Origin of the sequence: Alloalcanivorax sp. C16-1 (genome assembly GCF_046507805.1) — a bacterium.
Lineage (GTDB): Bacteria > Pseudomonadota > Gammaproteobacteria > Pseudomonadales > Alcanivoracaceae > Alloalcanivorax.
The window spans coordinates 88,795-102,433 of record NZ_JBKFTK010000007.1 but is presented as its reverse complement, the minus strand read 5'-3'; the positions used below and the strand labels follow the sequence as shown (position 1 = coordinate 102,433).

Sequence of the window (13,639 nt, the reverse complement as noted above, 5' to 3'; positions counted from 1 at the left end):
CCCTTCCGGGACCCTTGAGAACAGGACGTTCGAAAGGGAGCCCCCAGGGACGGGTTCACGGCGTTCCCGGAAGGGCGCCGGCCGCGCCCGCGCACCCTTGGAACGGCACGATTATCGCATCCCGATGTCTCTGTGACGGACATCGGATTTCCGGCAGAGGGCACCGTGGCCGGGGCATTTTTGCTTGCCCCGGCCGGGGGCGGTGCCTAGAATCAACTGCAAATTTCGCACGTATATCATTGTTATGAATAAATTTATGGGTTGCGCGATCTTGGGGATCGCGCTAGTGGGGAGTGGCTGTGCCCTCTCTCCCTCGGGGAATGGACAACACCGCGACGATACACCGGACGTAATACAACTCCCGCCAATGCCGGCGGCGGAGCCCTCCCTGGAGGACCCGGACCTGGCCAACGGCATGGACGAACCGGCGCCCCACGATCCCGCCGGCGACCAGGCCACCGACCAGGATCTGTGGGAGCGAATCCGCCGCGGCTACGCGCTCAACCTGGATCAGGACAACCCCCGCGTGCGCGCCCAGCGCGACTGGTACGCCCGCCACCCTCAGTACTTCACCCGCGTCACCACCCGTTCCGAACGCTACCTGCACTTTATCGTGGAAGAGGCGGAAGCCCGCCAGATGCCCCTCGAGCTGGTGCTGCTGCCGGTGGTGGAAAGCGCCTTCGACCCGTTCGCCTACTCCCACGGCCGCGCCGCCGGCCCCTGGCAGTTCATCCCCTCCACCGGCAAGTACTTCGGGCTCGATCAGACCTGGTGGTACGACAACCGTCGCGACATCGTGCGCTCCACCCGGGCCGCGCTGGACTACCTGCAGCAGCTGTCCGAGCGCTTCGACGGCGACTGGCTGCTGGCGCTGGCCTCCTACAACGCCGGCGGCGGCACCGTGTCCCGGGCCCGGCGCCGCAATGAAGAAGCCGGCCTGCCCACGGATTTCTGGAACCTGGATCTGCCCAGCGAAACCACCGCCTACGTGCCCAAGCTGCTGGCCGTGGCGCAGATCGTCCGCACCCCGCAACGTTACGGCGTGACCCTGCACCCCATCGACGACCAGCCTTATTTCGCCAGCGTCGACGTGGGCGGCCAGATCGACCTGGCCCAGGCCGCCAGCCTGGCGGGCATTTCCACCGAGGAACTGTACCTGCTCAATCCCGCCTTCAATCGCTGGGCCACCGCCCCCCACGGCAGCACGGAACTGCTGGTGCCGGTGGGCTCCGCCGACACCTTCCGGGAGCGGGTGGCGGCCCTGTCACCGCAGGAACGGATGCACTGGCTGCGTTACACCATCCGTCCCGGCGATTCCCTGATCGCCATCGCCCGGCGACACCGCACCACCCCGGCGGTGCTGCGCGACATCAACGATCTGCAAGGCAGCACCATCGTCGCCGGCCGTACCCTGCTGATTCCGGAACGGGCCGCCGCCAACGGCCGGCTCGCCGGCCAGACCGAGCGGGCCGGCGGCGGTCGCCAGCGGGTCGATCACCGGGTGGCCTCCGGAGAGACCCTGTGGGCGCTGGCGCGCAGCTACGACGTGAGCGTGCGCGAGCTGGCGCGCTGGAACGACATGTCCCCCGGCGACCCACTGCGCATCGGCCAGACCCTGGCGGTGTGGACCGAGGACGGCCCCGCCGCCAGCCGCGCCGCCGAGCGCCGCGACGAGATGATCCGCAAGGTGCGGTATTCGGTGCGCCGGGGCGATTCCCTGTACGCCATCGCCAGCCGCTTCAACGTCTCGGTCAGCCAGATCCGCGACTGGAACAACACCGTCAAGCAGCGCCGCTACCTGCAGCCCGGCGACCGCCTGACCCTGTACGTGGACGTACGCCGCGCGCCCTGATCGGCGCGCCGCGAACTCCGCGGCGGAAAGCGGCTCCAAGTAGTCCGGGTATTTGGTGAAAATCGCGGCCTGGGCTATGGTGTCGCCACCGGCCCCTTTCTGGAGTCCACAATAACGATGACAGGCGCTATGCGGTCCTTTCTGTTTCTGGCGGTCCTTTTTCTGGCGGTACCGTGGCCCGAGGCGGTACGGGCGGACACCACCACCGCCCACGCCATCGCCATGCACGGCAGCCCCAAGTACGGGCCCGGCTTCCCCCACTTCGATTACGTCAACGCCGATGCCCCCAAGGGCGGCGACCTGCGCCTGCACGAGCTGGGCGGCTTCGACAATTTCATGCCCTGGCTGCCGAAAGGCACCGCCGCCGCTGGCGCCGGCGAATACCTGTTCGACACCCTCACCGTGCGCAGCCTGGATGAACCGTTCAGCGAGTACGGACTGCTGGCGGAAACCATCGAGTGGCCCGAGGACCGCCGCTGGGTGACCTTCACCCTGCGCAAGGAAGCCCGCTTTGCCGACGGCGAACCGGTGCGCGCCGAGGACGTGGTGTGGACCTTCAAGACACTGCGTGACGAAGGCGAACCGTTCTACGCCTATTACTACGGCGACGTGGACAAGGTGGAAGCGCTGTCCGAGCGCAAGGTGAAGTTCAGCTTCAAACCCGGTGACAATCGGGAGCTGGTGATGATCGTCGGCCAGTTGCCGGTGATGCCCAAGCACTACTGGAAGGACCGGGATTTCGCCGACGCCAGCCTGGAGCCGCCGATGGGCTCCGGCCCCTACCGGGTGAAGAGCTTCAAACCCGGCAAGCGGGTGGTCTACGAACGCCGCGACGACTACTGGGCCAAGGATCTGCCGGTGATGCGCGGTCGCTACAATTTCGACCGCATCATCCACGAGTATTACCTGGACGAAACCGTGGCCCTGGAGGCCTTCAAGCGCGGCGACTACGACTGGCGCACCGAAACCAATTCCAAGCTGTGGGCCACCGCCTACACCGGCGATGCCTTTAGCAGCGGCCGTCTGGTCACCGAGGAAGTGCAGCACAGCAATCCGGCGGGCATGCAGGGTTTCGTGTTCAACACCCGCCGCCCGGTGTTCCAGGATCCGCTGCTCCGTGAAGCGATCACCTACGCCTTCGATTTCGAATGGTCCAACAAGAACCTGTTCTACGGCCAGTACCAGCGCACCCGCAGCTACTTCCAGAATTCCGACCTGGCCGCCGAGGGGCTGCCGGACGAAGACGAGCTGGCCCTGCTGGAGCCGCTCAAGAAGGACCTGCCGCCCCGTGTGTTCACGGAAAGCTACCAACCACCCCGCTCCGACGGCTCCGGGCGCCCCAGGGAAAACCTGCGCCACGCCCAGAAGCTGCTGATCGACGCCGGTTATCAGGTCAGGAACGGCAAGCTGCATACCCCGGACGGCCAGCCGGTAAGCTTTGAGTTTCTGCTCTACCGGCCGGCCTTCGAGCGCATCGTGCTGCCGTTCGCGCGCAATCTGAAAACCCTGGGCATCGATGCCAATGTGGTGCGCGTGGATCAGTCCCAGTTCGTGCAGCGCCTGCGCCGTTTCAACTTCGACATGATCGTCGGCGGCTGGGGCCAGTCCACCTCGCCGGGGAACGAACAGCGCGGCTTCTGGAGCTGCGAAGCGGCCGAACGGGAAAGCAGCCAGAACTATGCCGGCGTTTGCAACCCGGCGGTGGACGCCCTGGTCGACAAGGTGATCGCCGCGCAGAGCCGCGAGGCGCTGGTGACCCGCACCCGCGCCCTGGACCGGGCGCTGCAGTGGGGCTTCTACGTGGTGCCCAACTGGTACGCGCCCACCCATCGGTTCGCCTACCGGGCCGGCCTCGACCATGCGCCGCTGCCCGCCTATGTGCCGATCACCGGAGCGCTGGACCTCTGGTGGAATGAAAGCGCGCGCTGATGCTGGTCTATATTCTCAAACGGCTGGCGCTGATCGTTCCGACCCTGTTCGGCATCCTGCTGCTGAATTTCGTGATCGTGCAGGCGGCCCCGGGCGGCCCGGTGGAGAAGGCCCTGGCCCAGCTGCAGGGGATGGGCGGCGGTGGCGCCGGCGGCGGCTTTGCCGGCAGCACCGCTGATTTCGTCGGCTCCGGGGGCAGCGATTACCGGGGCTCCCGCGGCCTGCCGCCGGAACTGATCGAGCGCATCGAAAAGCTCTACGGTTTCGACAAGCCGGCGCCGGAACGCTTCTGGCTGATGATCAAACGCTACCTGACCTTCGACTTCGGTGAGTCCTATTACCGGGATCGGGCGGTGGGCGATCTGATCCTGGAGCGGTTGCCGGTGTCGATCTCGCTGGGCCTGTGGAGCACCTTGATCACCTATCTGGTGGCGATACCGCTGGGCATCCGCAAGGCGGTGCGCGACGGCAGCCGCTTCGACGTCTGGACCAGCACCGCCATCGTGGTGGGCTACGCGATCCCCAGTTTTCTGATCGCCATTCTGCTGGTGGTGCTGTTCGCCGGAGGCTCCTATCTGGAATGGTTCCCGCTACGCGGGCTCACCTCGGACGACTTCGAGCAGCTGTCCGCGTTCGGCAAGATGCTCGACTATCTGCACCACATCACCCTGCCCACCCTGGCCATCGTGATCGGCAACTTCGCCACCCTGACCATGCTCACCAAGAATTCCTTCCTCGACGAAATCGGCAAACAGTACGTGCAGACCGCCCGCGCCAAGGGACTCACGGAGAACCGGGTGCTCTACGGTCATGTGTTCCGCAATGCCATGCTGATCATTATCGCCGGCTTTCCGGCGGCCTTCGTGGGCATGTTCTTCACCGGCGTGCTGCTGATCGAGTACATCTTTTCCCTGGACGGCCTGGGCCTGCTCGGCTTCGAGTCGGTGATCAACCGGGACTACCCGGTGGTGTTCGGCACCCTGTTCATCTTCACCCTGCTGGGCATGCTGCTGAAGCTGGTGTCGGATCTCACTTATATGTGGGTGGACCCGCGCATCGATTTCGAGCGGAGGGCGCGCTGATGGGCACCGAGCCGATCTGGCACCGCCAGTGGCGGGCCTTCCGGCGCAACCGCCGGGGCCTGTGGTCGCTGTATCTTTTTCTGGTGCTGTTCGTGGTCAGCCTGGGCGCCGAGCTGGTGGCCAACGACAAGCCGATTCTGGTGCGCTACCAGGGTGAGCTGTACTGGCCGGTGTTCCAGGTCTATCCGGAAACCGCCTTCGGCGGTCTGTTCGAAACCGAAGCCAATTACCGCGATCCCTACGTGCGGGAATTGATCGACGAGGACGGTTGGATGCTGTGGCCGCCGATCCGCTACAGCTACGACACCATCAACTACGAGCTCACCGTGCCGGCGCCGGCGCCGCCGTCGGCGGAGAACTGGCTGGGCACCGACGACCAGGGCCGGGATGTACTGGCGCGGCTGATCTACGGGTTCCGGCTGTCGGTGCTGTTCGGCCTGATCCTGACGGTGGCCTCCAGCGCCATCGGCATCGTGGTCGGCGCGCTACAGGGCTATTACGGCGGCTGGCTGGATCTGACCGGGCAGCGTTTTCTGGAAATCTGGTCGAGCATGCCGATCCTCTATCTGATCATCGTGATTTCCAGTTTCGTGGTGCCCGGCTTCTGGACGCTGCTGCTGATCATGCTGCTGTTTTCCTGGATGACGCTGGTGGATCTGGTGCGCGCCGAGTTTCTGCGCGCGCGCAATCTGGACTATGTGCGCGCCGCCCAGGCACTGGGCGTGCGCACGCCGGTGATCCTGTTCCGCCATATGCTGCCCAACGCCATGGTCGCCACCCTCACCTACCTGCCGTTCGTGCTCAACGCCTCGGTGATCCTGCTCACCTCCCTGGACTTCATCGGCTTCGGGCTGCCGCCCGGCGCGCCCTCCCTGGGCGAACTGCTGGGCCAGGGCAAGGCCAACCTGCACGCCCCCTGGCTGGGGCTGAGCGCCTTCGTCACCCTGGCGCTGATGCTGTCGCTGCTGGTGTTCGTGGGTGAAGCCGTGCGCGACGCCTTCGACCCGAGGAAGTACCGCGCCGACGCGGGAGAACGCCCATGAGTCTGCTCCGTCTTCGTGAACTGAGTGTGTGGTTCGACGACCCGGCCCGGCCGGCGGTGGACCGGGTCAGCCTGGATCTGAATGCCGGTCGCATGCTGGCGCTGGTGGGTGAATCCGGGTCCGGCAAATCGCTCACCGCCCTGTCGATTCTCGATCTGCTGCCCGGCGGCGCCCACCGCCGTGCCCAGGCCATCGAACTGGACGGCGACAATGTGCTGGACTGGCCGGAAGCCCGGCGGCGCGCCCTGCGCGGCGGCCGCATCGGCACCATTTTTCAGGAACCGCTCACTGCCCTGAACCCGCTGCACCGGGTGGAAAAACAGATCGGCGAGGCGATCCGCGTGCACCAAAAAACGGGCGGCGCGGCGGTACGTCGGCGTTGCCTGGAGCTGCTGGAGCAGGTGGACCTGCCCGCCACCGCCGACATGCTGGCGCGCTATCCGCACCAGCTCAGTGGCGGCCAGCGCCAGCGGGTGATGATCGCCATGGCGCTGGCCAATGACCCGCGACTGCTGATCGCCGACGAGCCCACCACCGCCCTGGACGTGACCATCCAGGAAACCATTCTGGATCTGCTGAAACGGCTGCAGCGGGAGCGTCACCTGGGCGTCTTGCTGATCAGTCATGACCTGGGCCTGGTGGGCCGGTTCGCCGAGGATGTGGCGGTAATGCATCAGGGCCGCGTGGTGGAATACGGCGACACCGACCAGGTGCTGAATCGCCCGGAGCACGACTACACCCGCCACCTGCTGGCCGCCGAACCCGGCGGGCGCCCGCTACCGACGCAGCCGGACGCTCCGGTATTGTTGCGCGCGGAGCAACTGGAAATGCACTTCAGCGGCCGCCGGCGCGGCTGGCTCGGCGCCCGGGAGACAGTGGCGGCGGTGGACGGCGTATCCTTCGATCTGCGCCGGGGCGAAACCCTGGGCGTGGTGGGCGAATCCGGCTCCGGCAAGTCCACCCTGGCCCTGATCCTGCTGCGCCTGATCCGCGCCCGCGGCAAGGTGGTGCTGCTTGACCAGCCTCTGGACAGCCTCAGTAGCCGCGCCCTGCGACCCTGGCGCAAGCACATGCAGGTGGTGTTTCAGGACCCCTACGGCAGCCTCAATCCGCGCCTCACCGTGCATCAGGCGGTGGAAGAAGGGCTGCGCGTGCACGACAAATCCCTGGACGCGGACCAGCGCGCGGAACGGGTGCGCGCCCTGCTCGCCGAAGTGGGCCTGCCGGCGGACAGCGGCGACCGCTATCCCCATGAGTTCTCCGGCGGCCAGCGCCAGCGCATCGCCATCGCGCGGGCGCTGATCCTGGAGCCGGACCTGCTGATCCTGGATGAACCCACCTCCGCCCTGGACCGCAGCGTTCAGGCCCAGGTGCTGGCGCTGCTGAAAGACCTGCAGCAACGGCGCGGGCTCAGCTACCTGTTCATCAGCCACGACCTGAAAGTGGTGCGCGCCATCAGTCACCGTCTGCTGGTGATGCGACACGGCAAGGTGATCGAGCATGGCGACACCGAACGGGTATTCGACGCCCCGCAACAGGCCTACACCCGGCGTCTGATCGAGGCGGCCTTCAACCGCGACGGGAAACAAGCCGTTGCACAATAACCCCGCCGGCGCCTTTCACGGCTAACGTGATCGCCTATACTGGGCGCCGGAGTGACTATCTTTTTTGAGGACAGACCATGGGTTTTCTCGCAGGCAAGCGATACCTGATCGTGGGCATCGCCAGCGACCGTTCCATCGCCACCGGCATCGCCGACGCCATGCACCGTGAAGGCGCGGAACTGGCGTTTACCTACCAGAACGACAAGCTCAAAAGCCGGGTGACCAAGGTCGCCGAACGGTGCGGCAGCAGCGAAGCGCTGTGCTTTCCCTGTGATGTGACCTCCGACGAGCAGATCCAGCAGGTGTTCAAGGGTCTCGGCGAGCAATGGGACGGCCTGGACGGCGTGGTGCACGCGGTGGGCTTTGCCCCGGCCGCCGAACTGGACGGCAACTTCGCCGACGTGGCCACCCGGGAAGGCTTCCGCATGGCCCACGACATCTCCGCCTACAGCTTCGTGGCGCTGGCCCAGGCCGCCCGCCCGATGATGGCCGGCCGCAACGGCTCCCTGCTCACCCTCACCTACCACGCTTCCCGGCAGACGGTACCGAACTACAACGTCATGGGCCTGGCCAAGGCCAGCCTGGAAGCGTCGGTGCGTTACCTGGCCGCCAGCCTGGGCCCGGACGGCATCCGCGTGAACGGCATCTCCGCCGGCCCGATCCGTACCCTGGCCGCCTCCGGCATCAAGAAATTCCGCACCATGCTGGACTACAACGCCGCCAAGGCCCCGCTGCGCCGCAACGTCACCATTGAGGAAGTCGGTAACACCGCCGCCTTCCTGTGCTCGGACCTGGCCTCCGGCATCACCGCCGAAATCACCTACGTCGACGCCGGCGCCGCCACCGTCTCCATGCCCTTCGAAGAACCCGCCGAATAACCGGGGTCGGACCACGGCAACTCACTGATTCCAGTAGAGTTGCCCTGATTTTTGGCGGGGGAAAAAGGCTTTATATGGCCTTTTCCCCGCCAAAAATCCCCCTCCAAGAAGCACCATCCCTTCTCAGACGTCTTCTTAATGCCCTTTTTTCAGGGCAAAAATAGCCTTTTAAGCGTCAGGATCAGCCCTGAATCGCCACGAAGTATTGGTGTATCAAGCAGTTAGCGGGGTCCGACCCCGAAAAAGCCCGCCGGAGGCGGGCTTGGGGGGTTACTGGGCGGCGTCGGTGTCGGCCAGGCGGTTGGGGTGCAGTTTCACGTCGAGGCTGTCGCGGAGGAAGGTCATGACCTGGCGGAAGGTGCGTTCGCCTTCCACGCGGGCCAGTTCCTGCAGCGCCTGTTGCTGCTGTTCGTCGGGCAGCGGGTCGGCGTTGCCGTCGGCGACGGCGGTGACCTGCAGGGCCACCAGGTCGCCGTTGCGCAGGTCCACGAAGCGGATGTCGCTGGCCTGGCCGTCGGCGGGACGGGGGGTGGCGAAGGCGGCGTCACTGACCGCCATGTCCGGTTCCGCGGCGCCGCGTTGAACGCCCTGCTCTTCTTCCACCTCGGTGCCCAGCAGTGTGGCGAGGCGGTTCAGGTCGGCGCCGTCTTTCTCCACCGCGTCGCGGGCTTCGGTGGCCAGTTCCTCGGCCCGGTCGCGGGCTTTGTTGAGGCGCAGTTGGGCGCGAATGTCATCGCTGACCTCGGCCAGAGGCAACGGCTCCGGTTCTTCCACTTCCTGCAGGCGCACCGCCGCGTAGCGGTCACCGCCCAGCTCGAGCAGGTCGCTGTTGTGGCCCTGCTCGCGGACCGGGTCGCTGTTCAGCGCCTGGCGGACACGATCGTTGTTGAGCGGCGCGGGCAGATCCTGCAGCGACACCCAATCGGTGGTTTCCAGCGGCAGGTTCAGCTGTTCGGCGGGCACTTCCAGATTGGCGTGTTCGTAGATCAGTTCTTCCAGGGTCACCAGGTCCTCGGACAGCAGGGCCTGGGATTGGGAGCGACGCAGGTCGGCGGCAATGCCTTCGCGCATGTCGGCCAGCGGCGCCATTTCCGGCTTGCTCTCGCTTTCCAGCTTGAGCAGATGCACGCCGGACTCGGAGACCACCGGTTCGGACACCTGACCCACCTGCAGACCGTTGAGGGCGTCGTCCAGCGCTTCCGGCAAGGTACCGGGCTCCACGGTACCCAGTTCGCCGCCGCTGCCGGCGGTGGCGCGGTCATCGGAGTAGTCGCGGGCCACCTGGGCGAAGCTGGTGCCCTGCTCCAGGGCCTGGCGGGCTTCCCGGGCGCGTTCGATGGCCTGATCCTCATCGCGGTCGTCGTTGACGGCGATCAGCACATGGGCCACCTGACGACGGGTGGCGCCGTCCTGCTGCATCTGCCGGCGGGCGTCGTATTCCGCCTGGATCTGTTCGTCGCTGATCTCGACCCGGTCGCGATAATGCTCCGGCGAGAGCACCAGGTATTGTACTTTTACCTGTTCCGGGCGCATGAAGCTGTCCCGGTTCTGCTCGTAGTAGGCCTGGATTTCGTCGTCGCTGACCTGCGCCTCGCCGCGCAGCCGGTCCAGATCGAGCCGCACGTAACGAATGTCACGGCTCTGTTCGCCCAGCCGGCGCTGCTCGGCCAGTTCGCCGGCCAACGCGAAGTCGGTGGCGGCGAAGGCCTGACGGTATTGCTGGCTGATGCGTTCCTGGCGCAGCCCGTCCAGATAGCCCTGGGGCGTCATGCCCTGGGAGCGCACCATCTGTTCGAAACGGGTTTCGGAGAAGCCGCCCTCGTCGGTGAAAGCGGGATTGGCGCGAATCATGCGCGCCGCCTGGGTGTCGCTGAACGCCATGTTCGCGTTGCGCGCGGCGGCGATCATCAGCTGTTCGTTGACGATGCCCTCGAGCACCATCTGCGGCCGGATGAAAGAGTCCAGCACGGATTCGTTGATGTCCGGGCTTTGCTGCCGCAGCATCTGACGCAGTTGCTGGGTACGCGAATTGACGTAGGCACGGGTGATCTTGTTGCCCTCAACCTCCGCCACGGTGCTGTCACTGCCACCACCGGTAAAGTAACCGTAAAAACCGGAAATCACGAACGGAAGAATGATGGCGGCGAGCAGCACCTTGCCCACGGGCCCGCGGACGAACCGCCTGAACTCCTGCATGCTTTACTCCAAGGGATATCGTCTTTTTATCGTTGAAAATCGAACGGATCCAGAAAGCAAAAAAGCGTATCCGCCCTGGATACGCTTACTTCTGCTGGCGGAGCGGACGGGACTCGAACCCGCGACCCCCGGCGTGACAGGCCGGTATTCTAACCAGCTGAACTACCGCTCCTGGAACCTGTTCAGTTCACGGCGTCCTTCAGCGCTTTACCGGCTTTGAAGCCCGGAACCTTGGCGGCGGCGATTTTGATGGTTTCGCCGGTCTGCGGGTTGCGGCCCTCGCGAGCTGCCCGCTCTTTCACGGAGAAGGTGCCAAAGCCCACCAGGGAAACGCTGTCACCCTTTTTCAGTGCGCCGGTAACGGCATCCAGAGTGGCATCCAGCGCACGGCCCGCGTCGGCCTTGGAAATGTCAGCGGCCGCAGCAATGGCATCGATCAGTTCGGATTTATTCACAAAATTCCCCTTTTCTCTTTCCCGGTTTTATGGTCGAGGCGCGATGCACTCTCCTTATGACGAAGCCGCCTTTATACCAACGGGTCCAGGGGGCGTCAAGAAAGGAAGAGCCTGTTCGCACCAGCTTTAACAAAGGTAAAAAACCTTTCCTATCAATGTTTTAAAAACGTCGGCAATGGTTACCGAAAGGCGCCGAGGCACCGCATTAGAAACGCCGCGTGGGCGGCGGTCAATGGGTGCTCGGCCGTTCGGATTCCTTTTGCGCTTTTTCTTCCGCCAGAGCGAGATCTTCTTCCACTTCGGCTTCACTCAGCGGCGTCGGTGTATGGGTCAACGCCACCTCGAGTACCTGGTCGATCCATTTCACCGGGCGGATGTCGAGAGCTTCCTTGATGTTCTCCGGAATTTCTTTTAAGTCGCGCTCGTTTTCGTGTGGAATCAACACGGTTTTAATGCCACCGCGATGGGCGGCGAGTAATTTTTCCTTGAGACCGCCGATGGCCAGCACCTGGCCACGCAGGGTGATCTCGCCGGTCATGGCCACGTCCGCGCGCACCGGAATACCGGTGAGCATGGAGACCATGGCGGTGCACATGCCGACACCGGCGCTGGGGCCGTCCTTCGGCGTGGCCCCTTCGGGCACGTGGATGTGCAGATCATTCCGCTCCAACTGGCGGCGACGGATGCCCAGGTGACGGGCCCGGCTCTTGACCACGGTCCAGGCGGCCTGAATCGATTCCTGCATCACGTCACCGAGGGAGCCGGTGGTGGTGACGCGGCCCTTGCCCGGGGTTGAGACGCCTTCAATGGTCAGCAGTTCACCGCCCACCGAGGTCCAGGCCAGGCCGGTGACCTGCCCCACCTGATCCTGCTCCTCGGCGCGGCCATAGCTGAACCGGCGCACGCCCAGATACTGCTCCACGCTTTCCGGATCCAGTTTGACCGGCGCGTCGTCCTTGGCCAGCAGGTGCTCCTTGACCACCTTGCGGCACACCTTGCTGACTTCCCGCTCCAGACCACGCACCCCGGCTTCCCGGGTGTAGTGACGGATCACGTGGCGCAGGGTGGCGTCGTCGAACACCACCTCGCCTTCCTTGAGGCCGTTGGACTTGATCTGTTTGGGAATCAGGTACTGGGCGGCGATGTTGACCTTCTCGTCCTCGGTGTAACCGGGCAGACGAATCACTTCCATGCGGTCCAGCAGCGGACCGGGAATGTTCATGGAGTTGGAGGTGCACACGAACAGCGTTTCCGACAGGTCGTAGTCCACTTCCAGGTAGTGATCACTGAAGGTGTGGTTCTGCTCCGGGTCGAGCACTTCCAGCAACGCGGACGCCGGGTCCCCGCGCATGTCCATGCCCATCTTGTCCACTTCGTCGAGCAGGAACAGCGGATTGCGCACGCCCACCTTGGACAGTTTCTGAATCACCTTGCCCGGCAGCGAGCCGATATAGGTACGACGGTGGCCGCGGATTTCCGCTTCGTCGCGCACGCCACCCAGGGCCATGCGTACGAACTTGCGGTTGGTGGCCCGCGCCACGGATTGCCCCAGGGAGGTCTTGCCCACCCCCGGCGGCCCCACCAGACACAGCACCGGGCCTTTCACCTTGCCCACCCGGCTTTGCACGGCGAGAAATTCCAGGATCCGTTCCTTGACCTCTTCCAGGCCGTAATGATCCTCGTCCAGAATCTGCTTGGCATGGGCAATGTCGTGGCGCACGCGGCTGCGTTTTTTCCACGGCACCGAGGTCATCCAATCCAGATAGCTGCGCACCACCGTGGCCTCGGCGGACATCGGCGACATCATGCGCAGCTTGTTCAGTTCGTTTTTGGACTTTTCCTTGGCGTCCTTGGGCATGCCGGAGTCGTCGATCTTCTTCTCCAGATCCTCCAGCTCATTGCCACTTTCGTCCAGGTCGCCGAGTTCCTTCTGAATCGCCTTCATCTGCTCGTTCAGATAGTACTCGCGCTGGCTCTTCTCCATCTGCTTCTTGACCCGGCCACGGATGCGCTTCTCGACCTTGAGCACGTCCATGTCGGATTCCATCAGCGCCACCAGATGCTCGACGCGCTCGCGCACGTCCACCATCTCCAGCACGTCCTGTTTCTCTTCCAGCTTCAGCTGCAGGTGCGCGGAAATGGTGTCGGCCAGGCGGCTGATTTCGTCGATGGAGGACACCGAATTGATGATCTCCGGCGCCACTTTCTTGGACAGTTTGACGTATTCCTCGAACTTGGCGAGCAGCGAGCGGGACAGCGCTTCCTGCTCGCTGTCCGAGGGCGCCACGTCGTCCAGTTCGCGAACGTCCGCCACCGCGCCGTCGTCGTCGAAGCGGGCCTTGCTGAGGTGGCCGCGACCGCCGCCCTCCACCAGCACCTTCACGGTGCCGTCGGGCAGGCGCAGCATCTGCAGAATGGTGGACACGGTGCCCACCCGGTAGATGTCCTTCTCGCCCGGATCGTCATCGGACGCGTTGCGCTGAGCCACCAGCATGATCTGTTTGTCGCTGGACATGGCCGCTTCCAGCGCGGCAATGGATTTTTCCCGTCCAACGAACAGCGGGATCACCATGTGCGGATACACCACCACGTCACGCAGT

The 13,639-nt window shown here is 64.8% G+C and carries 9 protein-coding genes and 1 tRNA gene; 6 read left to right on the top strand and 4 right to left on the bottom strand.

Annotated elements, in window-relative coordinates; translation table 11 throughout:
• Positions 1–367 precede the first annotated feature (367 nt).
• The 6 genes from ACLD0W_RS17250 to ACLD0W_RS17225 all read left to right on the top strand — a co-directional run bounded on the left by ACLD0W_RS17250 (position 368) and on the right by ACLD0W_RS17225 (position 8,388).
• Positions 368–1,852, top strand: a complete 1,485-nt coding sequence (locus ACLD0W_RS17250) for a LysM peptidoglycan-binding domain-containing protein (protein WP_410308688.1) — start codon at positions 368–370, stop codon at positions 1,850–1,852.
• A gap of 129 nt (positions 1,853–1,981) precedes the next feature.
• A complete protein-coding gene (locus ACLD0W_RS17245) occupies positions 1,982–3,781 on the top strand; it encodes an extracellular solute-binding protein (protein ID WP_410308687.1) in 1,800 nt (599 codons plus the stop codon).
• Positions 3,781–4,863 (top strand): microcin C ABC transporter permease YejB, encoded by a 1,083-nt coding sequence (locus ACLD0W_RS17240; RefSeq protein WP_410308686.1) that lies wholly within the window; start codon positions 3,781–3,783, stop codon positions 4,861–4,863. Before ACLD0W_RS17245 ends, ACLD0W_RS17240 begins: the two co-directional genes overlap by 1 nt.
• Positions 4,863–5,906: an ABC transporter permease gene (locus tag ACLD0W_RS17235; RefSeq protein WP_410308685.1), complete on the top strand. Its 1,044-nt coding sequence runs from the start codon at positions 4,863–4,865 to the stop codon at positions 5,904–5,906. Before ACLD0W_RS17240 ends, ACLD0W_RS17235 begins: the two co-directional genes overlap by 1 nt.
• Positions 5,903–7,510, top strand: a complete 1,608-nt coding sequence (locus tag ACLD0W_RS17230) for an ABC transporter ATP-binding protein (RefSeq protein ID WP_410308684.1) — start codon at positions 5,903–5,905, stop codon at positions 7,508–7,510. The genes ACLD0W_RS17235 and ACLD0W_RS17230 overlap by 4 nt, the downstream gene beginning before the upstream one ends.
• Positions 7,511–7,587: 77 nt before the next feature.
• Positions 7,588–8,388, top strand: a complete 801-nt coding sequence (locus ACLD0W_RS17225) for an enoyl-ACP reductase (RefSeq protein ID WP_410308683.1) — start codon at positions 7,588–7,590, stop codon at positions 8,386–8,388.
• A gap of 270 nt (positions 8,389–8,658) precedes the next feature.
• Here ACLD0W_RS17225 and ACLD0W_RS17220 read toward each other — a convergent pair whose 3' ends face one another.
• The 4 genes from ACLD0W_RS17220 to lon all read right to left on the bottom strand — a co-directional run bounded on the left by ACLD0W_RS17220 (position 8,659) and on the right by lon (position 13,611).
• Positions 8,659–10,584, bottom strand: a complete 1,926-nt coding sequence (locus ACLD0W_RS17220; protein ID WP_410308682.1) for a SurA N-terminal domain-containing protein — start codon at positions 10,582–10,584, stop codon at positions 8,659–8,661.
• Positions 10,585–10,679: 95 nt separating this feature from the next.
• A tRNA-Asp gene (locus ACLD0W_RS17215) sits at positions 10,680–10,756 on the bottom strand.
• Between the two features lie 10 nt (positions 10,757–10,766).
• Positions 10,767–11,039 carry an HU family DNA-binding protein gene (locus ACLD0W_RS17210; RefSeq protein WP_138771382.1) on the bottom strand — a complete coding sequence of 91 codons (273 nt, stop codon included), beginning with the start codon at positions 11,037–11,039 and terminating at the stop codon, positions 10,767–10,769.
• A gap of 229 nt (positions 11,040–11,268) precedes the next feature.
• Positions 11,269–13,611, bottom strand: coding sequence for an endopeptidase La (gene lon, locus ACLD0W_RS17205; RefSeq protein ID WP_410308689.1), 2,343 nt, complete (start codon positions 13,609–13,611; stop codon positions 11,269–11,271).
• Between the last annotated feature and the right edge of the window lie 28 nt (positions 13,612–13,639).